The organism is Streptomyces sp. TM32 (assembly GCF_004122755.1).
Lineage (GTDB): Bacteria > Actinomycetota > Actinomycetes > Streptomycetales > Streptomycetaceae > Streptomyces > Streptomyces sioyaensis.
The window spans coordinates 1-22,073 of sequence record NZ_SDIG01000108.1 but is presented as its reverse complement, the minus strand read 5'-3'; the positions used below and the strand labels follow the sequence as shown (position 1 = coordinate 22,073).

At 70.9% G+C, this 22,073-nt stretch carries 19 protein-coding genes; 13 read left to right on the top strand and 6 right to left on the bottom strand.

All coding sequences use genetic code 11. The features are described from left to right. Positions 1 to 873 (top strand): FAD-dependent oxidoreductase (locus EST92_RS21790; RefSeq protein ID WP_135789054.1); only part of this gene is annotated, 873 nt, incomplete at its 5' end. 13 nt (positions 874 to 886) lie between these two features. On the opposite strand, the gene EST92_RS21785 is transcribed toward EST92_RS21790, so the two are convergent. Continuing rightward, complete coding sequence (locus tag EST92_RS21785; RefSeq protein WP_129282529.1) at positions 887 to 2,338, bottom strand: regulator; 1,452 nt, start codon at positions 2,336 to 2,338, stop codon at positions 887 to 889. 279 nt (positions 2,339 to 2,617) lie between these two features. Here EST92_RS21785 and lipB point away from each other — a divergent pair, with 279 nt between their 5' ends. From lipB to EST92_RS21765, 4 genes are all read left to right on the top strand, one after another. Then, positions 2,618 to 3,442, top strand: a complete 825-nt coding sequence (gene lipB / locus EST92_RS21780; protein WP_254068947.1) for a lipoyl(octanoyl) transferase LipB — start codon at positions 2,618 to 2,620, stop codon at positions 3,440 to 3,442. A gap of 160 nt (positions 3,443 to 3,602) precedes the next feature. Then, positions 3,603 to 4,553: a lipoyl synthase gene (gene lipA / locus EST92_RS21775; protein ID WP_129251372.1), complete on the top strand. Its 951-nt coding sequence runs from the start codon at positions 3,603 to 3,605 to the stop codon at positions 4,551 to 4,553. A gap of 211 nt (positions 4,554 to 4,764) precedes the next feature. Continuing rightward, positions 4,765 to 4,995 (top strand): hypothetical protein, encoded by a 231-nt coding sequence (locus EST92_RS21770; protein WP_129282528.1) that lies wholly within the window; start codon positions 4,765 to 4,767, stop codon positions 4,993 to 4,995. A 10-nt stretch (positions 4,996 to 5,005) separates the two neighbouring features. After that, complete coding sequence (locus EST92_RS21765) at positions 5,006 to 5,725, top strand: DUF4191 domain-containing protein (RefSeq protein WP_129282527.1); 720 nt, start codon at positions 5,006 to 5,008, stop codon at positions 5,723 to 5,725. Between the two features lie 232 nt (positions 5,726 to 5,957). Here EST92_RS21765 and EST92_RS21760 read toward each other — a convergent pair whose 3' ends face one another. After that, complete coding sequence (locus EST92_RS21760) at positions 5,958 to 6,425, bottom strand: RDD family protein (protein WP_167511616.1); 468 nt, start codon at positions 6,423 to 6,425, stop codon at positions 5,958 to 5,960. Between the two features lie 348 nt (positions 6,426 to 6,773). Here EST92_RS21760 and glnA point away from each other — a divergent pair, with 348 nt between their 5' ends. The 4 genes from glnA (at position 6,774) to secY (ending at position 11,351) form a co-directional block, all read left to right on the top strand. After that, positions 6,774 to 8,183, top strand: coding sequence for a type I glutamate--ammonia ligase (gene glnA, locus EST92_RS21755; RefSeq protein WP_129282526.1), 1,410 nt, complete (start codon positions 6,774 to 6,776; stop codon positions 8,181 to 8,183). 339 nt (positions 8,184 to 8,522) lie between these two features. Beyond that, positions 8,523 to 9,032, top strand: coding sequence for a SigE family RNA polymerase sigma factor (locus EST92_RS21750; protein WP_129282525.1), 510 nt, complete (start codon positions 8,523 to 8,525; stop codon positions 9,030 to 9,032). Positions 9,033 to 9,043: 11 nt separating this feature from the next. Next, positions 9,044 to 9,475, top strand: coding sequence for a cellulase (locus tag EST92_RS21745; RefSeq protein ID WP_129282524.1), 432 nt, complete (start codon positions 9,044 to 9,046; stop codon positions 9,473 to 9,475). A 565-nt stretch (positions 9,476 to 10,040) separates the two neighbouring features. Then, positions 10,041 to 11,351 (top strand): preprotein translocase subunit SecY, encoded by a 1,311-nt coding sequence (gene secY / locus EST92_RS21740; RefSeq protein ID WP_129282523.1) that lies wholly within the window; start codon positions 10,041 to 10,043, stop codon positions 11,349 to 11,351. A gap of 29 nt (positions 11,352 to 11,380) precedes the next feature. Here the strand turns inward: secY and EST92_RS21735 are convergent, their stop codons facing one another. Continuing rightward, the gene (locus tag EST92_RS21735) at positions 11,381 to 11,797 is read right to left on the bottom strand and encodes a Fur family transcriptional regulator (RefSeq protein WP_129282522.1); all 417 of its coding nucleotides are present in this window, start codon (positions 11,795 to 11,797) and stop codon (positions 11,381 to 11,383) included. Between the two features lie 376 nt (positions 11,798 to 12,173). On the opposite strand from EST92_RS21735, the gene katG reads away from it, so the two are divergent. Further along, a complete protein-coding gene (gene katG, locus EST92_RS21730; RefSeq protein ID WP_129282521.1) occupies positions 12,174 to 14,399 on the top strand; it encodes a catalase/peroxidase HPI in 2,226 nt (741 codons plus the stop codon). 271 nt (positions 14,400 to 14,670) lie between these two features. Next, positions 14,671 to 15,540 carry a DNA-formamidopyrimidine glycosylase family protein gene (locus EST92_RS21725; RefSeq protein ID WP_129282520.1) on the top strand — a complete coding sequence of 290 codons (870 nt, stop codon included), beginning with the start codon at positions 14,671 to 14,673 and terminating at the stop codon, positions 15,538 to 15,540. Positions 15,541 to 15,606: 66 nt separating this feature from the next. Here EST92_RS21725 and EST92_RS21720 read toward each other — a convergent pair whose 3' ends face one another. Further along, entirely contained in the window at positions 15,607 to 17,418 is a 1,812-nt protein-coding gene (locus EST92_RS21720; protein WP_174244091.1) for a choline/carnitine O-acyltransferase, read from the bottom strand. Between the two features lie 251 nt (positions 17,419 to 17,669). After that, positions 17,670 to 18,539, bottom strand: a complete 870-nt coding sequence (locus EST92_RS21715) for an arpA protein (RefSeq protein WP_129282518.1) — start codon at positions 18,537 to 18,539, stop codon at positions 17,670 to 17,672. 352 nt (positions 18,540 to 18,891) lie between these two features. On the opposite strand from EST92_RS21715, the gene EST92_RS21710 reads away from it, so the two are divergent. Both EST92_RS21710 and EST92_RS21705 read left to right on the top strand, forming a co-directional pair. Then, the gene (locus EST92_RS21710; protein WP_129282517.1) at positions 18,892 to 20,907 is read left to right on the top strand and encodes an NADPH-dependent 2,4-dienoyl-CoA reductase; all 2,016 of its coding nucleotides are present in this window, start codon (positions 18,892 to 18,894) and stop codon (positions 20,905 to 20,907) included. Positions 20,908 to 20,972: 65 nt separating this feature from the next. Continuing rightward, positions 20,973 to 21,539, top strand: a complete 567-nt coding sequence (locus EST92_RS21705) for a PadR family transcriptional regulator (protein ID WP_129282516.1) — start codon at positions 20,973 to 20,975, stop codon at positions 21,537 to 21,539. Positions 21,540 to 21,649: 110 nt separating this feature from the next. Here EST92_RS21705 and EST92_RS21700 read toward each other — a convergent pair whose 3' ends face one another. Continuing rightward, a complete protein-coding gene (locus EST92_RS21700; protein ID WP_129250263.1) occupies positions 21,650 to 21,922 on the bottom strand; it encodes a hypothetical protein in 273 nt (90 codons plus the stop codon). Positions 21,923 to 22,073 lie beyond the last annotated feature (151 nt).

Genomic DNA, 22,073 nt, shown 5'->3' with positions numbered 1-22,073 from the left:
CCCATCCGCGACGCGCTGGCGAGCCGCCCGGCCTTCCCGCCCCGCGCCCATGACGCGTTCCTGCGGCCCCTGCTGGGCGCGCTGCTGTGCGATCCGCAGCTGCGCGGCTCCAGCCGGGGCGCCGCGGCCGCGCTGCGCGGCTATGCGGAGGGGCAGTTGTGGCTGCCGGCCGGCGGCGCCTTCGCCGTCCCCGAACTCCTCGCCGCCGCCCTGCCGCCCGGCACGGTCCGTACCTCCGTACGGGTTACCGCGGTCTCCACTACGGGCGTGCACACCGCCGAACACGGCCCCGTCCCCTGCCGGGCGGTGCTGGTGGCCACCGGCGCCCGCGACGCGGCCGAGCTGCTGCCGGGGCTGCGGGTCCCCGCTTTCCACCCGGTGACGGTCCTGCACCACACCGCGGCGGCGTCCGGGGGCCGCGGTGCACCCTCCCGCGAGACCGCGCTGATCCTGCCGACGGACGGCCCGGTCGCATACACCTACGCCGCCGGTGCGATCGACCCGTCCCGTACGCCGCCGGGCCGGGCCCTGATCACCACGGTCGTGCTCGGCGCCGCGGCGGCCCTGCCGCCGGCCGTCCTCGACCGGGCGGTGCGGCCCCAGCTGGACCGGATCCACGGTGCGCAGACCGCCGACCGCCAGCTCCTGACGACCCATCACGATCCGTACGCGGTACCGGCGATGCCGGCTCCGCACGACCCGGAGCGCCCGGTGCGGGTGCTCGCCGGCCTCTACGTGTGCGGCGACCACCGCGACACCGGCACCCTCCAGGGCGCCCTCAACTCGGGCCGGCGCGCGGCCCGCGCCATCCTCCAGGACTTCGGCCTGCCGGCCCTCACCACCGAACCGGACACCCTGCCCGCGGCGGCCTGACCGGGGCGGCGCCTCAGCCCAGCGCCGCCACCCGCTCGCGGTACCCGCGCACCGCCGCCGCGTCCCGGTACGGCTCCAGGCGGCGCTCGAATTCCCTGACGTACTCATGGGCCCGCACGGACCGCATCTCGGAGGCCTGGAGCGCCGCCTCGGCACCGAGCGTGCAGGCCTGCTCCAGCTCGCCCAGGCCCAGCCGCGCGGTCGCCAGCACCACCCGGCAGAAGAGCCGGCTGCGCGCGAAGCCAGCCGCGCGCAGCTGGAGCGAACGCTCGGCGTGCTGGGAGGCCGCGCGGTACTGCTGGAGGTCGCGGTGGCAGTGCGCCAGTTCGTCGGCGAGCTGTGCCTCGTCGAAGAAGCGCGCCCAATAGGGGGTCTCGTCGCCGGGGCGGACGGTCTCCAGCGCCCGCTCGGCACGGGCCAGCGCCGCCGTGCAGGCCCGGACCTCGCTCAGGACGCCGTGGCCGCGCGCCTCCGCGGCGTGCAGCAGCGCCTGCACGGCGGGCGGCGCGCTGCTGCCGATGCCCTGCTGGGCGACCCGGGCCAGCTGGACGGCCTCCCTGCCGTGCCCCAGGTAGACGGCCTGCCGGCTCATCGTCACCAGGACGTAGGCCCCGTAGGCCCGGTCGCCGGCGGCCTGGGCCAGCCGCAGGGCCTGGACGAAGTACCGCTGCGCCAGTCCGTGGGCGGCGATGTCGTACGAGGTCCAGCCCGCCAGCCGGGTCAGATCGGCGGCGGCGGCGAAGAGCCGGCGGCCGGTGGCCTCCCCGTAGCTGCCGCGCAGCATCGGCTCGGCCTCGTGCTCCAGATAGCGCACCAGGGCCTGCCGGGCATGGCCGCCGCCGTAGGCGTGGTCCAGCGCCCGGAACAGCTCGCCGACCGAGCGCAGCGCCGCGATGTCGCCGGAGGTGACCCGGGAGCCGTGGGTGCGGTCGACCTGGTCGGTGCGGCGCTGCCGCGGCACCGCGGCGCGGCCCTGGAGGGGCACCCGGGCCGGCCCTTCGGCGGCCTCGCCACGGGCGACCCGTTCGTCGGCACGGCCGATCAGCCAGTCGCGGCTGGGCACCACGAGCCCGGCCGGGGTGAAGGCGATCTTGCGGAGCTCGGCGTGGCTGCCGGAGTCCTTGCGCCACAGGCCGCTGACGATGTCCACCGCCTCGCTGGGGGTCGCGGCGAACTCCAGCCCCGCGTACACCGGCGCGCAGGCGTCCAGGCCCAGGTCCTGGGCGGACAGCCGGCGGCCGAGCCGGCGGGTGAACACCTCCGCGATCAGGGCGGGGGTGGTGCCCCGTGGCTGCTGGCCGCGCAGCCAGCGGGTCACCGACGTCTTGTCGTAGCGGAGGTCGAGGCCGTGCTCGATGCCGAGCTGATCAACCCGTCTGGCGAGCCCGGCATTGGAGAATCCCGCCTCGGCGATGAGCGCGGCGAGCTGGCGGTTGGGCGTGTGGTGCGGGGGTCGTTCCGTCATCAGCTTTACCGGTCTCCTGCCTTCCGGGCCGCACTGCCGGGTCCGGCGGACCCTGCTCCGGCATTGCTCATCGCCCTTGTGGAACGGCGTGAATGTAACGGCCTTCGGGACCCCGATCGCCGCCTGCGCCCCGCGTTCATCCGATCGTGTGAGCAGGCGCGAACGGGCCGGACACCGGCCGCCTGCCGGGTCCGGGACGGGCGGCCGTACAGTGGCATGGGCGCGAAGTGGCATCAACGTTGCGGCACACTGCAACACGGGTTCGAAGAGGAGCTGCCGGTGACTGCGATCTCTCGGGGGGAGACCCCCGCACCCGAGGGGCTGCGCTTCGTGCATCTGGGCTTCGGCGCCGACGCCGTGGAGTACGAATCCGCATGGCAGGAGCAGCGCCGGGTGCACGCCGCCCGGTTCGCCGACGAGGTGCCCGACACCTGCCTGCTGCTGGAGCACCAGGCCGTCTACACCGCGGGGCGGCGTACGTCCGACGACGAGCGCCCCCTGGACGGGACGCCGGTCGTGGACGTGGACCGCGGCGGGAAGATCACCTGGCACGGCCCCGGCCAGCTGGTGGGCTACCCCATCCAGAAGCTGCCGCGTCCGGTGGACGTCGTGGCCCATGTCCGCCGCCTCGAAGAGGCGCTGATCCGGGTCTGCGCGGAGTTCGGCGTGCAGGGCACCCGGGTCGAGGGCCGCAGCGGCGTGTGGGTGCTGGGCGACACCGTCGGCACGGCCGAGGAGCGGGCGGCCCTGGGCGGGCTGAACCTCGACTTCGACCCCCGGGTGACGGACGAGCTGTTCGACCCGCGGCTGAACGGTCCCGAGTACGCGCCGTCCAACGCCGGCCAGCGCCGCGAGGACCGCAAGCTCGCCGCGATCGGCATCCGTGTCGCCAAGGGCGTCACGATGCACGGCTTCGCGCTCAACGTGAACCCCGACAACACCTCGTTCGACAAGATCGTGCCGTGCGGCATCCGCGATGCCGGCGTCGCTTCGCTGGCCAACGAGCTGGGCCGCGAGATCACCATCGCCGAGGTGCTGCCCGTCGTCGAGAAGCATCTGCGGGACGTCCTTGAGGGCGCCGAGCTGCTCCCCCGCGCAGTCTGAGCGGGCCCGAGCGGGCCGACCGGACGGGTACCTGTCATGGACTCCGGAGACCTCCGGGAATGCCACCCCGCCATACGGGGTTGCCCCGCACGTAAAGACGTGCGAATCAACGGGCGTACCCTGGTGTACGCCGAAGAAACGAAGTCGTAGGGAGCCGGTCGTGTCCGCAGTCGCACCCGACGGACGCAAGATGCTGCGCCTGGAGGTCCGGAACAGCCAGACCCCCATCGAGCGCAAGCCCGAGTGGATCAAGACCCGGGCGAAGATGGGTCCCGAGTACAACCACCTCCAGGGCCTGGTCAAGAGCGAGGGCCTGCACACGGTCTGCCAGGAGGCGGGCTGTCCCAACATCTTCGAATGCTGGGAGGACCGCGAGGCGACCTTCCTCATCGGCGGTGACCAGTGCACCCGCCGCTGCGACTTCTGCCAGATCGACACCGGCAAGCCGCAGGAGCTGGACCGCGACGAGCCCCGCCGGGTCGCCGAGTCCGTGCAGACCATGGGCCTGAAGTACGCCACGATCACCGGCGTCGCGCGCGACGACCTGGAGGACGGCGGCGCCTGGCTGTACGCCGAGACGGTCCGGCAGATCCACGCCCTGATGCCGGACACCGGCGTCGAGCTGCTGATCCCCGACTTCAACGCGGTCCCCGAGCAGCTCGCCGAGGTCTTCTCCTCCCGCCCGCAGGTCCTGGCCCACAACGTCGAGACGGTCCCGCGGATCTTCAAGCGGATCCGCCCCGGCTTCCGCTACGAGCGCTCGCTGGAGGTCATCACCAAGGCCCGCGAGGCCGGTCTGGTGACCAAGTCCAACCTGATCCTGGGCATGGGCGAGGAGCGCGAGGAGATCAGCCAGGCGCTCCAGGACCTCTACGACGCGGGCTGCGAGCTGATCACGATCACCCAGTACCTGCGCCCGACCGTGCGCCACCACCCCATCGACCGCTGGGTCAAGCCCGCCGAGTTCGTGGAGTTCAAGGAAGAGGCCGAGGAGATCGGCTACGCCGGTGTCATGTCCGGCCCGCTGGTCCGCTCCTCCTACCGCGCCGGCCGCCTTTACCAGCAGGCCGTCGAGCGGCGCGAGGTCGAGGCGTCCAGTCAGGCGGTTTGAGTCCCCCGGCGCGCCAACTTGTGAAACGTGGCACATGCTGAGGACGCGGCCCGCACTCCCCCAGGACGGGGGGCGTGGGGGCCGCGTCAACGTTTCATTGGTGTTTGACCGGCAGGTCATCCGTTGGTAACACCTTTCCGTGACGATGGATGCACGCACCGCTCCCGCACCTACCCCTGCTTCTCCGAACAGATCAGAGGGAGTCACCACCATGCAGGCCGCGCCGCTCCGCGCCACCCCCGCCGCCAGTCCCGCCCTTCCCCTCCCCACGGTCACCGGCGCCCTGCGTGCCGTCGAGGCCGTCCTCCTGCGCGGCGGACAGCGCACCGCTCGTCGTAACGCCTGGACGTCGGTCCTGGAGGACCGCCGCCGCGCCAAGGACCGCCACGAGGCCGAGTACGTACTGGAGGCCGCGGCGACCCGGCACCCGCACGCCACGTAGACTGCGCTGTATGGCGAGGAAGGTAAACGCTGAGGGCGCTGTCGGCGCTGCCGGCGCTGAGAACTCCGGGCGACTGAAGCAGATCGCCCTGACCTACAAGATGACCCGTCGGGTCGACTCCAAGGTCGGTCTTGTCGTCGCTGGTGTAGGCATCGTCGTATTCGGCGTTCTCCTTGCCATCGGCTTCGTGATCGGCCATCCCATCTATGCGGGAATCCTGGGCTTCGTCCTGGGCTTCCTCGCGATGGCGATCGTCTTCGGACGGCGTGCCGAGCGGGCCGCCTTCGGGCAGATGGAGGGCCAGCCCGGCGCGGCGGCCGCCGTGCTGGAGAACGTCGGCCGCGGCTGGACGGTCACCCCCGCGGTGGCCATGAACCGCAGCCAGGACGTGGTCCACCGCGCCGTCGGCAAGGCCGGCATCGTGCTGGTCGGCGAGGGCAACCCCAACCGCCTCCGCGGCCTGCTGGCCGCCGAGAAGAAGCGGATGGCGCGCACCGTCGCCGACGCCCCCGTCCACGACATCGTGGTGGGCGACGGCGCGGACCAGGTGCCGCTGAAGAAGCTCCGTACGACGCTGCTGAAGCTGCCGCGCGTACTCCCCGGCGCCCAGGTCACCGCCGTCAACGACCGGCTCCGTGCGCTGGGCGACCTGATGAGCAACATGCCCGTCCCGAAGGGCCCGATGCCGAAGGGCATGCGGATGCCCAAGGGCGGCGGCAAGGCACGCTGACCACCACGGTCCGGCCGCAGCCGGACCGGGCCCCGATCACAGATCACACGAGAACGCCCCGGAATCCTGATTCCGGGGCGTTTCGCATGCTCCAGGGCGTTGTCGTGCGATGCGGTCAGGGGGCGGCTCATAGGGGCAGCCGCGGGCTCACCGGCGTGCGTACCGCGGCCTCACGGACGGCGGCGGACCGCCGCGGCGCCGCACCGGCCGGAGGACCTGAGGGCCGTACCCCTCACAGACGGACCTGCACGGCGCGCGAGAGGCGATCGTGCAGCCCCCGCCCGTCCCGGTCCCAGACCACGGCGGGGATGACCACGACGAGCAGCAGCGTGCGGACCACGACCCGCGGGAAGGTGAGCCGGCCACCGCCCTCGGCGACCACCCGCAGGCCCAGCAGCCGCTTACCCGGCGTGAAGCCGACCGTGCCGACCGTCAGCACGCTGAGCACCGCGAAGACCAGCAGCGCCCAGTTGCTCGCCGACTGTGCCCGGCCGCCGCTGAGCAAGCCGTATGCGATGAGCAGGCACAGCGCCCAGTCGAGGAAGAGCGCGGCGAACCGCCGGCCCGGGCGCGCGATCGAGCCCGGCCCCTCCTTCGGCAGCCCGAGCTGCTGCCCGCGGTATCCGAAGGCGACACCCATGTCCTCGGCTGCCGCGCGGGGCCCCGAGATCCACGATCCGATTGCATGCCTGTTGTCCACCCGACCACGGTACTGCGACCGTCCGCGGCCGATTCCTGGAGGGCCGCCCTGGGAAGGGCCGGAGGCCGTACGGGCCGGGCTCGGGGACGGCTCGGGGCGGCCCGGGAGCGGCAGGCCGGGCCCGGCGACCGGGCGGAGAAGACGGTACTCCGACCGGTCCGGAATGCCCCGTCATGGCGCACACTGGGGGTGAGGAGCGGCCGCGCGCCGGTTAACCTGCGCGAAACAAATGGGTCATGCTTGGGAAATCCCGCCTGCCTATGGTCGGGCAACGCGCCACCGCACATGGTCGCGTTCCGAGTAGCAATCCCGCGTCCGCCGACCGGTGACCGGGCTAGGAGGAGTTGGATGTTCCAGAACGCCGACGAGGCCAAGAAGTTCATCGCGGACGAGGACGTCAAGTTCGTCGACGTCCGATTCTGCGACCTGCCCGGTGTGATGCAGCACTTCACGATCCCGGCAGCGGCGTTCGACCCGGCCGACGAGCTCGCCTTCGACGGCTCGTCGATCCGCGGATTCCAGGCGATCCACGAGTCCGACATGGCGCTGCGCGCGGACCTGTCGACGGCTCGCGTGGACCCCTTCCGCCGGGACAAGACCGTCAACATCAACTTCTTCATCCACGACCCGATCACGGGCGAGCAGTACAGCCGCGACCCGCGCAACATCGCCAAGAAGGCCGAGGCCTACCTCGCCTCCACCGGCATCGCGGACACCGCGTTCTTCGGTCCGGAGGCCGAGTTCTACGTCTTCGACAGCGTCCGCTTCGAGACCTCGTCGAACCAGTCCTTCTACCACATCGACTCCGAGGCCGGCGCCTGGAACACCGGGTCGGAGGAGAACAACCGCGGCTACAAGGTCCGCTACAAGGGCGGCTACTTCCCGGCCCCGCCGGTCGACCACTTCGCCGACCTGCGCGCCGAGATCTCCCTGGAGCTGGACAAGGCCGGCCTGCAGGTCGAGCGCCAGCACCACGAGGTCGGCACCGCCGGCCAGGCCGAGATCAACTACAAGTTCAACACGCTGCTCGCCGCGGCCGACGACCTGATGCTGTTCAAGTACATCGTCAAGAACGTCGCCTGGCGCAACGGCAAGACCGCGACCTTCATGCCCAAGCCGATCTTCGGTGACAACGGCTCCGGCATGCACGTCCACCAGTCGCTGTGGCAGGGCGGCGCGCCGCTCTTCTACGACGAGCAGGGCTACGCGGGCCTCTCGGACACCGCCCGCTACTACATCGGCGGCATCCTCAAGCACGCCCCGTCGCTGCTGGCCTTCACCAACCCGACGGTGAACTCCTACCACCGCCTGGTCCCCGGCTTCGAGGCCCCGGTCAACCTGGTCTACTCGCAGCGCAACCGCTCCGCGGCCATGCGTATCCCGATCACGGGCTCGAACCCCAAGGCCAAGCGCGTCGAGTTCCGCGCCCCGGACCCGTCCTCGAACCCGTACCTCGCGTTCTCCGCCCTCCTCCTCGCGGGCCTGGACGGCGTCAAGAACAAGATCGAGCCGGCCGAGCCGATCGACAAGGACCTCTACGAGCTCGCCCCCGAGGAGCACGCGGGCGTCCCCCAGGTCCCGACCTCCCTCCCGGCCGTCCTCGACGCCCTTGAGGCCGACAACGAGTACCTCCAGCAGGGCGGCGTCTTCACCGCCGACCTGATCGAGACCTGGATCGACTACAAGCGCGCCAACGAAATCGCCCCGATCCAGCTCCGTCCGCACCCGCACGAGTTCGAGCTGTACTTCGACATCTAAGATCGCCGCAGGTCAGAGCGGTTTCCGCTCGCCTGGGACGTCTGTGGGCCGTCGGCCGTGTTCTTCCGTCACCGGAAGAACACGGCCGATTGTCGTTTTCTGGGCCCCGAGCGGCGGCAGGTGCTGCTCCGTCGTCATCGCTGCCGCCGGGCCGGCGGCAACGGTCCTTCGCCGGGACATAAGAGGGATGAAAGCCCACGGGGTGTGTACTTCGGCGTGGAAGCTTGCGCACGGGCCCAGGTGGGCGTGTGAGGCAGCTCACGCCCGTGGGGTGCATAGCTGGACGTGGGTCAGTGCCTTTGTAGGGGTGTAGGCGAGTGATCGAGGGGAGGGACGGCGTTGAAGGGGCAGGTGCGGGCCGATGCGTTCGACCGGTTCGTCGCGGCTCGTTGGTCGGCACTGCTTCACCTGGCGCATCTGCTCACCGGTGGAGATCGGCATCGGGCCGAGGATCTGCTGCAGGAGGCGCTGGTCAAACTGTGGTTTGCCTGGCCGAGGGTGGCCGAGCAGGCGCCGGAGGCGTACGTGCGCCGGGTGCTGACGCGGGCGGCGGCTCGCTCGGCGCGACGTCGCTGGTGGGGCGAGCGTCCGGTGGAACGGTTGCCGGAGCTTCCCGAGGCCGGCGATGTGGCCGCTGCCGTGGAGGAACGGACTCGGTTGGAGGCCGCGCTGGCATTGCTGCCGGTGCGGCAGCGCGCCGCGGTGGTGCTGCGCTACTACCAGGACCTGTCCGAGGTGCAGGTTGCGGAGGCGCTGGGCTGCCCGGTGGGCACCGCCCGGTCCCATACGTCACGGGGCGTGAAGCGGTTGCGGCAGCTCCTGGGTGACGCCGTCGAGCCGGTGAAGTGAAAGGAGACATCATGGAAGACTTCGAGCACGAACTCGCGCGGATGATGCGCGATACCCAGGCAAACACCCCCTTTGAGGAACAGCACCGGCAGCGGCTGCAGGCTGGAGTCCGTGCCCGTCGGCGTGCTCGGACGGTCTGGATGGCCACCGGCTCGGCGCTGACGATCGCCGGGCTCGGCGTCGGGCTGGAAGTCCTGCCGAGCGCTTCCGCTCAAGGCGGACCCACCATTCCGCATCACCAACCCACCACCACGACCGCGCCGGTCCCCGTTCAGCCCCGCACCTGCACGACCGTGCCGGCCCCCGTTTCACCCCGCACCTGCACGACCGTGCCGGTGCCGATTCCGACCCGCACCTCAACGACCGAGCCGGTCCCGACCCCCACCCGCACCTGCACGGCCACGCCGGCCCCGATCCCGACTCACACCTCAACGACCAAGTAGCGCCGGCCAAGGTTCGGGCCACAGGAGCCGCTGGCCCCACGCGAGCGCTGCGCCGCCCTGCTGCTGGAACTTCGCATCGGTCCAGCACCGACCGCTCGCCGACCGGCGGGGCCGCGAGCCGACACCGGCGACAACAACGCTGCCACGGTGCCTGTTTGCCTCACCGCAATCGCGCCGAGCCGTTTATTTCACCGGCAATCAGCCCGCTGAGATGGTCCGCCGGCGAGGGTGCCGACCAAGAGATCGCCATGCGACGCCGCCGTCGAAGACGTGCCCGGCGCCACGATCTCCATGACGTTGAGGCGCATCCAGATCGGCAGGAATCGCGGGCGATCGGTCCGCGAGGACACCCGTGCTCGGCCCGACTCTTCCCTGTGCGCCGTGCGCGGCCGATTACTTCAGGCACTGCATGACCGCGCTCTGGCGAGCCGCCGTCAACGGGTGCTCCGACCGCCGAGGTGGCAGCAACTCGGCGAGCAAGGACAGCCGGGAATCAGTGAATTCAGCGAGTCAGTGAAATCAGTGCAAACATCTGTCAACTTGCGAGATTAAGGGCTATTTGAGCGTGCCTACCATATTCGTCAGAGTTTTCAAAACGCCCGGACTTCGCAAGAAGATACTTTTCACGCTGGGAATCCTGCTTCTCTTCCGGTTGGGGCAGAACGTTCCGGTCCCTGGGGTGGATTACCGGAGCCTTACGCAGTGCATCAAGGAGAGTTCCGGCGACGGCGGCCTCTTCAGCCTGATCAACACGTTCAGTGGTGGTGCGCTGCTGCAACTCACCATCTTCGCCCTGGGGATCACGCCGTACATCACGGCCAGCATCATTCTTCAACTGCTGACGGTGGTCGTTCCGCGCCTGGAGGCGCTGAAGAAGGAGGGACAGACGGGTACCGCGAAGATCACTCAGTACACCCGGTACTTGACGTTGGGCCTGGCGGTGCTTCAGGGCGCCGCCCTGATGGCCAAGGTCCAAAGCGGTGGGCTCTTCGGCACCTGCCGGGTCCGCACCCAGATCTTCCCGGACACCTCGATCCTCCGTACCTCGGTCATGGTCATCACCATGACCGCCGGCACCGCCCTGGCGATGTGGCTCGGAGAGCTCATCACCGACCGCGGCATCGGCAACGGCATGTCCCTCCTGATGTTCACCTCCCTCGCCGCCGGCTTTCCGGCCAACCTGTGGGGGATCAAGAAGTCGGGTCACCTCCTGGGCGGCTGGGGCGAGTTCGCCATGGTGATCGCGGTCGGCCTCGGCATGGTGTGGCTCGTGGTCTTCGTCGAGCAGGCGCAGCGCCGGATCCCGGTCCAGTACGCAAAACGAATGATCGGCCGCCGTTCCTACGGGGGCACTTCGACCTACATCCCGCTGAAGGTGAACCAGGCGGGTGTGGTTCCCGTCATCTTCGCCTCATCAGTGCTCTCCGTCCCCGGTCTGATCGATCTGGGCGGCGACTCGGCGTCAGGATGGGCCCGGTGGATCGCCACCAATCTTTCCAGGGGTGACCAACCGATCCATCTGACGCTTTACTTCCTGCTGATCGTCTTCTTCGCCTTCTTCTACGTCGCCATCTCCTTCACCCCCAATGAAATCGCCGACAACATGAAGAAGCACGGCGGGTTCATCCCCGGTATCCGGGCCGGCCGGCCCACGGCTGACCACCTGGGCTACGTGCTCAACCGGATCACCTGGCCGGGAGCGCTCTACCTGGGGCTGATCGCCCTTGTGCCCAGTGCGGCACTGGTGGTGTTCAACGGCAGCAATTTCCCGTTCGGCGGCACGAGCATCCTCATCATCGTGAGTGTCGGACTGGAGACCGTGAAGCAGATCGAGAGTCAGCTCCAACAGCGCAATTACGAAGGGTTCCTGCGCTGACGCGCAGTGCCGTGGCTGCGCCGGCCCGCTCAGCTGCCCGTGCAGGCGGGGCACAGGCCCCAGTAGGTCACCTCGGCCTCGCGGACGGTGAAGCCGAAGCGCTCGGAGGTGGGGAGGGCGGCGAGTGGGTCGCCGGTGGGGTGGACGTCGCGGATGGTTCCGCAGTGGGAGCAGACCAAGTGGTGGTGCGGGTGGTGGGCGTTCGGGTCGTAGCGCTTGGCGCGGCCGTCGGTGGCCACCTCCAGGACCTCGCCGAGCGAGACGAGTTCGCCGAGGGTGTTGTAGACCGTCGCGCGAGAGATCTCCGGCAGCCGGGCGGTGGCTCGGGCGAGCACCTCGTCCGCGGTGAGGTGGACATGCTCTCCGTCGAGTACCTCGGCGACGACCCGGCGCTGGGCGGTCATCCGCCAGCCCCGTCCGCGAAGCCGTTCCAGCAGGTCACTCATGCCCCACCAGCCTAACTGTGCACCGCTGGACAAAGAATCCGTACGGGCCTCGTTGTCGTATTGACTTGGATTGAGTCCATCGTAGGATCGGATCCAGCGGGAGCCAAGGGATCGGGCAGCAGCGGGAACGAGCACATGACGGTTCAGGAGACGCACGCATCCGCTCGGATTCGAGGGACGCGTGTCGTCGTTCGAGGGACGTGTCGTGTCGTCGCCGCCGGCGGCGGCGCGGTCGGCGAGGCCCCTGCCCGAGCACATCGACCACCGTGGCTTCCCGAGCGACGGGGCCGAGGGCATCCACGGGTGCCCGTGTCCCGGCCGCTCCCCCGCCCGCAGTTCCTGAGCACCGTGATCCGCCTGGCCCGGAAGGATTCCCATGCCTGAGAACCAAGATGCATCCCCCGTTGACACACCGACGGAGCAGGGAGGCTGCCCGGTCGCGCACGGGCGCGCCCCACACCCGACGCAGGGCGGTGGAAGCCGCCAGTGGTGGCCGGATCGGCTCAACCTGAAGATCCTCGCCAAGAACCCGGCGGTGGCGAACCCGCTGGGTGAGGATTTCGACTACGCCGAGGCGTTCCGCTCCCTCGACCTCGCGGCCGTGAAGCGGGACATCGCGGAGGTGCTGACCACGTCGCAGGACTGGTGGCCGGCCGACTTCGGCAACTACGGCCCGCTCATGATCCGTATGGCCTGGCACAGCGCCGGTACCTACCGGATCAGCGACGGCCGCGGTGGCGCCGGCGCCGGTCAGCAGCGCTTCGCGCCGCTCAACAGCTGGCCGGACAACGTCAGCCTCGACAAGGCCCGCCGTCTGTTGTGGCCGGTCAAGAAGAAGTACGGCCAGAGCATCTCCTGGGCCGACCTCATGATCCTCACCGGCAACGTGGCGCTGGAGACGATGGGCTTCAAGACCTACGGCTTCGCCGGCGGTCGCGAGGATGTGTGGGAGCCCGAGGAGGACGTGTACTGGGGTCCGGAGACCGAGTGGCTCGGCGACGCGCGCTACACCGGCGACCGCGAGCTGGAGAACCCGCTCGGAGCGGTGCAGATGGGCCTCATCTACGTCAACCCCGAGGGCCCCAACGGCAACCCGGACCCGATCGCCGCGGCCCGCGACATACGTGAGACGTTCCGGCGCATGGCGATGAACGACGAGGAGACCGTCGCCCTCATCGCCGGCGGCCACACCTTCGGCAAGACCCACGGCGCGGGTCCGGCGGACAACGTCGGCGCCGACCCCGAGGCCGCCCCGATGGAGCAGGTGGGCCTGGGCTGGAAGAGCACGCACGGCACGGGCGTGGGCGGCGACGCCATCACCAGCGGTCTGGAGGTGACCTGGACCGGCACGCCGACGCAGTGGAGCAACGGGTTCTTCCAGAACCTCTTCGGCTACGAGTGGGAGCTCACCAAGAGCCCGGCCGGCGCCCACCAGTGGGTGGCCAAGGACGGCGCGGGTGCGGGCACCATCCCCGATGCGCACGACCCGTCGAAGAGCCATGCGCCGACGATGCTCACCACCGACCTGGCGCTGCGCCTCGACCCGGTCTACGAGCCGATCTCGCGGCGCTTCCACGAGAACCCCGAGGAGTTCGCGGACGCGTTCGCCCGCGCCTGGTTCAAGCTGACCCACCGCGACATGGGCCCGGTCGTGCGCTACCTCGGCCCGGAGGTCCCGTCCGAGACGCTGCTGTGGCAGGACCCGCTGCCGGAGCGCACGTACGAGCTGATCGACGCCGCGGACATCGCCTCCCTCAAGGAGCAGGTCCTCGGCTCGGGCCGCACGGTCGCGCAGCTCGTGTCCGCGGCCTGGGCGTCGGCCGCCTCCTTCCGCGGCAGCGACAAGCGTGGCGGCGCCAACGGTGCCCGCGTCCGCCTGGAGCCGCAGCGCAACTGGGAGGTCAACAACCCGGACGACCTCGCCCAGGTGCTGCGTACCCTCGAAGGCATCCAGGAGTCCTTCAACTCCGCACAGACCGGCGGCAAGCAGGTCTCGCTGGCCGACCTGATCGTGCTCGCGGGCGGTGCGGCCGTCGAGAAGGCGGCCAGGGACGCCGGCCTCGACATCGAGGTGCCCTTCGCGCCGGGCCGGGTGGACGCCGCACAAGAGCAGACGGACGTGGAGTCGTTCGCGGCGATGGAGCCGGCCGCCGACGGCTTCCGCAACTACGTCGGCAAGGGCAACCGCCTGCCGGCCGAGTACCTGCTGCTCGACAAGGCGAACCTGCTGACGCTGAGCGCGCCCGAGCTGACGGTCCTCGTCGGTGGCCTGCGTGTCCTCGGCGCCAACCACGCCCAGGCGAAGCACGGGGTCCTGACCGACAAGCCGGGCACGCTGACCAACGACTTCTTCGTCAACCTGCTCGACATGGGCACGACGTGGAAGTCGACGTCCGAGGCACAGGCCGAGTTCGAGGGCCGCGACGCCACCGGGGCGGTCCGGTGGACCGGCACCCGTGCCGACCTCGTCTTCGCCTCGAACTCCGAGCTGCGCGCGCTCGCCGAGGTCTACGCGAGCGATGACGCGAAGGAGAAGTTCGTGCACGACTTCGTCGCGGCATGGGACAAGGTGATGAACCTGGACCGGTTCGACCTCGCCTGATCATGACGTCCGGGCCGGAGCCGATGGCCGCTCCGCCCGGGACGTCCGTGGCCGTCGGCCGTGTGCTTCCGCTCTCGGGAGGGAGGACGCGGCCGGCGGCCCTTGCGCGATCCGGACGATCCGGATGATCCGTACGATCAGGAACCGTCGGCGGATTCTCCCGTCCTGTGGCGCTCACCGGTCCGTCCGCCCGGTGCGCGACCGGGCCGGACCGCCGGAAAGCCCGGCCGGGCGGGGCGCCCGTCGGGCCCGTTCGAGGCAGACTGGCGTTATGCCTGAATTGCCGGAGGTGGAATCGCTGGCCCGGTTGCTGGACGAGCGGCTGGCCGGGCGGGCCGTGGGCCGGGTGCATGCGGTCGCCGTGCATGCGCTCAAGACCTACGACCCGCCGCTGACCGCGCTCGAAGGGCGGTCGTTCGGCGAGGTGCGCCGGCACGGGAAGTTTCTGGACCTGCGGGTCGGGGAGCTGCATCTGGTCCTGCACCTCGGCCGGGCGGGGTGGGTGCGGTGGAGCGACAAGCTGCCGGCGGTGCCGCCGCGGCCCGGGAAGGGGCCGCTGGCGCTGCGGGTGCGGCTCGCGGAGCCCGACGACGGGGCGGGGTTCGAGGTGACCGAGGCCGGCAGCCAGAAGCATCTGGCGGTGTACGTCGTGCGGGATCCGCAGGACGTGGCGGGGGTGGCGCGGCTCGGGCCGGACCCGCTGGCGGAGGGCTTCACCCTGGAGGTCTTCGGTGGGCTGCTGGACGGGGAGCGCCGGCAGATCAAGGGCATCCTGCGCGACCAGAGCGTGCTGGCCGGGATCGGGAACGCCTACTCGGACGAGATCCTGCACACGGCCCGGTTGTCGCCGTTCAAGCCGGCGGGCGCGCTCGGTGCGGACGAGGTGGCCCGGCTGTACGAGGCGATCGGCGCGACGCTCGGCGAGGCGGTCGAACGGGCCCGTGGCACGGCGTTCCAGGACCTCAAGAGCGAGAAGAAGAGCGGGCTGCGGGTGCACGGGCGGAAGGGGGAGGCCTGTCCGGTGTGCGGGGACACCATCCGCGAGGTGTCGTTCAGCGATTCGTCGCTCCAGTACTGCCCCACGTGCCAGACCGGGGGCAAGATCCTCGCGGACCGGCGGCTGTCCCGGCTGTTGAAGTAGGTCTGGCAGGAGGGGTGGGAGCAGGGACGTGGGTGGAGCAGGGGCAGCCGCCGGTGCCGGAGGGGGTCAGGTCGCGGACGGTCCGGTGGACAGCAGGTCCCGCAGTTCGGTCACCGCCTCACGCAGCCGGTCGGCGAACGTGTGCATCTGGTCGGCCACCGGCAGCGGGGTGCTCAGGTAGAGGTGGAAGCGGTCGGGCAGCAGGACGTAGGCGACGCCGATGCAGCGGCTGCTGGTGGAGCCGAAGCCGAAGTACTGGATGTGGGTGGACGGCGCGGAGCTGGTGCTCAGGTAGTCGTCGCGCATCGTCAGCCAGCCCGGCGTCCGGTAGAGGGCGGGCTGTTCGGTCACGCCCAGCTCCGCCCCGCGCCGCCGCTGGATCAGCTCCAGCTCCCAGAGGTGCTGCTCGGGCGCCTGGCCGAGCTGGCACTCCTTGGCGCGGGCCACGTGCTGGGCGGCCGCGGCGTGGAAGGCGGCCCGGCGGGTGTCCGCGGAGGCCGCCGGGTCCTCCATCGCGGCGACGAACTCCTGGATCTCCGGGGTGACCACCCGCATCGCCTCGGTCCGGCCGTGACGGTACTGCCGGGTGGCGATCGACTCGTAGGTGGCGCCCAGGTGGCCCTTGGCGCGCTGATGGGCCAGTTGGTAGGCGAGCTGGACGAAGGCGTCGGGTGAGGCGCCCAGTGCCTTGGCGGTGGTGCTGCCGAAGTCGTCGAAGGAGACGGTCCGGGTGGCGGTGGCCGCGCCGTACGCGGCGAAGGCGTCCGCGGCGCTCCGTACCTGGTCACGCAGGGCGTCGTCCAGCTCGAAGACGAGCGGTTCCACGGCCGGGAGTCCCTGGGAGCGGGCGCCGGAGCGCCGGGAGTGTTCCTCGGCGGGGGTGCTGAGCAGGGCGTCGGTGAAGCCGAGGATGGTGGTCCCGTCGAGTTCGCAGTGCTCCACGTTGATGCCCGCGCGGCCGTCGGCGAAGACGATCAGGGACACCGCCTTGTCGAACCAGCGGTTGCCGCGGTCGCCGTACAGCAGCTGGTCGCAGGCGTCCTGAACGTCCGCGGGCGCGAAGTCCTCCAGGCAGACGCAGAAGAGTGCGGTCTCGATGTCGTCCAGGGCGGCCGCGTTACGGGGGTGGGCCCGCAGGGTCTCGCGGGCGGCGGCCCATTCGGCGCGGGCCATGGTGGTGAGGTGGCCCACCGAGGTGTCCGGCGCGGGCGGCTCGGCGCCGGCCTTCAGGACGGCGCGCAGCCCCGCTTCGAGGTCGTCGAGGCTGTGCGGGTCACCGTCCGCGCCGAGCACCTCCATCCGGAACATGGCGCCACGGTGGAACACCACGATGTGCCGGGCGTCGGACGGGCCGGGCCACTCGTCGCTGTAGGGGCTGCGGACGGTGTCCTGCTCCGCCCCGGGGATGCGGGTGGTGGAGAAGAGGTAGGCGTTCTGGACCATCGACTGGGCCTGGCCGCGCTGGACGACGGGCGGAATGCGGTCCTGGTCGAGTTGGCGCTTGTAGCCGACGGCGCCGGCGATCAGCCCGGCCGCCCGCGCCACCTGGGACCGCGGCTCGTCGGGGCCGGCGTCCTGGAAGAGGAAGAAGAAGTTGGCGTTGAGGGCGATGCGGTCCCGGCGGCCCAGATAGCGGTAGGGCCAGAAGGTGTCGAGCCAGCTGTGGACGCCGGCCGTGGCGTCGTACTCCTCCAGCGCCGCGTGCAGCGCCCGGCCGGGGCCGCCGGGCCGGAGGAAGGCGGCCACCTCCGCCTCGGTCGCCGCCCGCTCGTCGGCGGTCAGCAGCGGCGCGCACCAGGCGAGGAACCGCTCACAGCTCGCCTCCAGTGTGGGCAGCGGCACCCGCGGCAGGGTCTCCTCCCGGGCGAAGGTCGTCATGGCTGCGTTCTCCTGACGGGTATTCAATTCGGCTCTCTCGATTCGGATCGTGGCATCTGCGGTTCGGATGGTGGCATGTGCGGTGTCGGTTGCTGCGGTACCGCACCGTCGCCCGCCCGGCGTGCTCCGTCGTGGAGCGCCGGGCGGGGAACGGGTGTGGCGGCGGCTGCGTCCCGGCCCCCGCCGGGACGCAGCCGCCTCGGGGGGGGACCAGCCGGAGCTGCCCCCTGGAGCTGTCCGGTGAGCGGGCCCTAATCCAGCAGGCGGTCGCCGCGGACCGCCCGGCCCTCGGCGGCCAGATGTGCGGGCAGCACCCGGCCGAAGAGCTGCCGGGTGCGGGCCACGCTCCCGATGACGCCGGGGCGCCGGCTGTAGGCGAAGATCGCGGAGTGCCGCGCGGTCTCGCCCTGCACGGGGCTCACCCGGTGCAGGGAATAGCGGCCCTTGAAGAGCTGCAGGTCACCGGGGTGCAGCGGGAGGCGCCGGATCAGCCGCTCGCCCCGGCCGTCGAGGACGTCGAGGACCTCGCCGAAGTTCTCGTCGTCGGCGGAGCGGATGTTCGGGCAGTACTCGAAGACCCCGCCGGTCGGCGCCTGCTGGGTGAGCATGCTGACGGTGAACTCGTTGGTGTCGAAGTGCCAGGGGTGCTCCATGCCGGATTCGACGACATTGAGGACCAGCCCGGAGAGCGGGTCCGCCAGCTCGTGCAGCCCGGGCAGGCCGAAGCAGCGGGCGATGAAGTCCTGGAAGGCCCGGTGGGAGTAGAGCCGGCTGAGGAGGGACGCCTCGGGGATGCGGTCCCGGGCGACGAAGGCGTTGCCGCGGAGGAAGGTCCGCCGTCCGGGGTGCCCCTCGGGCAGCCGGCTGTCCACCGGGATGTTGTAGACGTTGACCGTCTCGGTCTCGAAGTGCGCCTGGGGGGCGAAGGCCGCGCACTCCTCGCGCAGGACCTCCCGGAGCGCGGGGCGGATGAAGTCCGGCAGCACCGTGCAGCCGAGGGTGTGCAGTTCCCGCCGGGCACGGGACATCACCGCCTGTCCCTCGGCACCGTCGAGATCCGACAGCGGGTACCGGGCGGTGTCGACCACCTGGTCGAGCGTGATGGTTTGCAGAGTGCTCATTCGATCCTCTCCACGTGCGGGCAGACCGTCCCGAGCCGGATGCTCCCCGCCGGCCCGCGGTTTCATCCCGAGTGCCCCGACAAGGCAGCCGATGCGGTCCGCGCGCCGATCGGTCCACACCCCGACCCATCGGTAACTCCACTGAGGAGCAACACAGTTGAAGCTCCCACAGCGTCGCGACGTTGTCTGTGACACGCCGCACTGCACCGGGCGTGAGCAGCGGCGCACCGGGTCGGGAGGGGGCGCGGCCGGCAGGGCGGCGTCGGCTGGGTCACTGTTTTATGCAACTTGTTGCATAAGGCTTCCCGCTGGTCTACAACTGCTGTCACGACCACCGCGCCAGGAGGCCCCCATGAGCTCGTACCCGCACCTGATGAGCCCGCTCGACCTCGGGTTCACCACCCTGCCCAACCGGGTGCTGATGGGGTCGATGCACATCGGCCTGGAGGAGGCGGAGAACGGGTTCGCGCGGATGGCCGCCTTCTATGCCGCCCGTGCGCGCGGCGGCGTCGGCCTGATGGTGACCGGCGGGATCGCGCCGAACGACGCGGGACGGCCGTACGACGGCGGGGCCAAGCTCACCACCGAGGCGGAGGCGGCGCAGCACCGGACCGTGACCGACGCGGTGCATGCCGCGGGCGGGCGGATCGCGATGCAGATCCTGCACTTCGGGCGGTACGCGTACCACCCCGACCTGGTCGCGCCCAGCGCGCTCCAGGCGCCCATCAGTCCCTTCGTGCCGAACGCCCTCACCGACGACGAGGTCGAGCAGACCGTCGAGGACTACGTACGGGCGGCGGAGCTGGCCAAGGCCGCCGGGTACGACGGGGTCGAGATCATGGGCTCGGAAGGCTATTTGATCAACGAGTTCATCGTCGGCGCGACCAACCAGCGCACCGACCGGTGGGGCGGCTCGTACGAGAACCGGATGCGCTTCCCGCTGGAGATCGTCCGGCGTACCCGGGAGCGGGTCGGCACCGACTTCATCCTGATCTACCGGCTCTCGATGCTGGACCTCGTCCCGGGCGGCTCCAGCCTGGACGAGGTGATCACCCTCGCCCGGGAGATCGAGGCCGCCGGTGCCACGATCATCAACACCGGCATCGGCTGGCACGAGGCCCGGATCCCCACCATCGTGACCTCGGTGCCGCGCGGTGCCTACACCTGGGTGACCAAGCGGCTGATGGGCTCGGTCACCATCCCCCTGGTGACCAGCAACCGCATCAACACCCCCGAGGTGGCCGAGGAGCTGCTCGCCGACGGGCGGGCCGACATGGTGTCCCTGGCCCGGCCCTTCCTCGCCGACCCGGACTTCGTCGCCAAGGCCCGGGAGGGCCGGTCCGACGCGATCAACACCTGCATCGGCTGCAACCAGGCCTGCCTCGACCACACCTTCAGCGGGAAGATCACGTCCTGCCTGGTCAATCCGCGGGCCTGCCACGAGACCGAGCTGGTGCTGGCCCCCACCCGGCTGCGCAAGCGGCTCGCGGTGGTCGGGGCCGGACCCGCCGGGCTCGCCTGTGCCGTCTCCGCCGCCGAACGCGGCCACGAGGTCACCCTGTTCGACGCCGCGGCCGAGATCGGCGGGCAGCTGAACATCGCCAAGCGGATCCCGGGCAAGGAGGAGTTCGACGAGACCCTGCGCTACTTCCGTACGCAGCTGGCACAGCACGGCGTGGAGGTGCGGCTGAACACCGCCGTCACGGCCGGGGACCTCGGCGCCTACGACGAGATCGTGGTCGCCACCGGCGTCACCCCGCGGACGCCGGAGATCGCGGGCATCGACCACCCGAGCGTGGTCAGCTACCTCGATGTGCTGCGGGACGGGGCGCCGGTCGGTGACCGGGTGGCCGTGATCGGGGCAGGCGGTATCGGCTTCGACGTCGCCGAGTTCCTGACCGACGCCGGCGACGCGGCGAGCCAGGACCCGGAGACCTACTTCCGGGCCTGGGGTGTGGACACGGCGTACGAGGAGCGCGGCGGGCTGCGGGCGCCCGAGCGCCCCAAGGCACCGCGCCAGGTGCATCTGCTCCAGCGCAAGACCTCCAAGGTCGGCGCCGGCCTCGGCAAGACCACCGGCTGGATCCACCGGACCGAGCTCCGGCACCGCGGGGTGACGATGGTCGCCGGGGCGACGTACGAGCGGATCGACGACGAGGGCCTGCACCTCACCGTCGACGGCACGGCCACCACGCTCCCCGTGGACACCGTCGTCCTGTGCACCGGGCAGGAGCCGCGCCGGGACCTGTACGAGGAGCTGCGGGCACAGGGGCGCGCCGTGCATCTGATCGGCGGTGCGGACGTCGCCGCGGAACTGGATGCCAAGCGGGCCATCGCCCAGGGCACGGAGCTGGCCGCGGCGCTGTGACCTGGCCGCCCTCCGGGGCGGCACGCTGCGGCCTTCCCGGGGCCGACCCGCCCTAGGATTCCCCCATGTCTCTCCCGCACGCGATCCTCACCGCCCTGCTCGAAAAGCCGTCGTCGGGGCTGGAGCTGACCCGGAGGTTCGACCGGTCGATCGGCTACTTCTGGTCGGCCACGCATCAGCAGATCTACCGCGAGCTGGGCAAGCTGGAGCTGGCCGGATACATCCGGGCGCTGCCCGCCGAGCAGCCGTCCCGCGGGCAGAAGAAGCAGTTCGCGGTGGAGCCCGCGGGACGCACCGAACTGACCCGGTGGGCCTGTGCCGAGCAGGAGTCCAAGCCCATCCGGGACGCGCTGCTGCTGCGGCTGCGGGCGTCGGCAGTGGTGGGGCGGGCCGGGCTCGACGAGGAGCTGCGACGGCATCTGGCGCTGCACCGGCGGCAGTTGGCGGAGTACCGGGAGATCGAGGACCGCGACTTCGGGGCCGCGACGGATCCCGAGGACCGGCTGCGGCGGCTGGTGCTGCGGGCCGGGATCGGCCTGGAGACGTTCTGGGTGGACTGGCTTGCGGAGGCGCTGGCGGAGGTGGTGGACATGGATGCCGCCGAGGCCCCGGAGGGCCGGCCGGGCGGGTGAGGCTCCGGGCGGGACCTCCGGGCCCGTGAGCCTCCGGGGCGTGGATGTGGGGCGGCCGGCCCCGGGGAAGTCCCGGGGCCGGCCGCCCTGTTGGTGTGCGCGGGGGGGCGTCAGCAGTGGTCGTAGAGGAGAGCGCGCACCAGGCGGCAGGTGGTGTCGGACGGGGTGTGGACCCCGATGTCGGCCGCGGTGCGGCGGATCGTGCGGTTGGGGGCCTGCTCGGGGCGGTAGACGCCGGTGTCGAGCAGGGCTATGGCCAGCCGCATGGCCTTCAGGCGGCGGTTGTGCGATTCGTACCGCTCGCGCGGCCATCCGGCGGGCAGCGGCTTCTTGGGCAGTGGGTGGGCCGGGAGAGGCTTCGTCATGAGTGTGGCAGCGGCCATCGGCGACCTCCTGGAGCGTGGATGAACCCTCACTGACTGGTTCACATTCTAGTGGCCCCCACTGACAAAAGCCCCTGGCCAGGCGGTATTTGAGGGGCGGAGGAAGGGGTCGAGAAGGCGGCGGAGAAGAGGGGCGAGAAGGGGGCGGAGG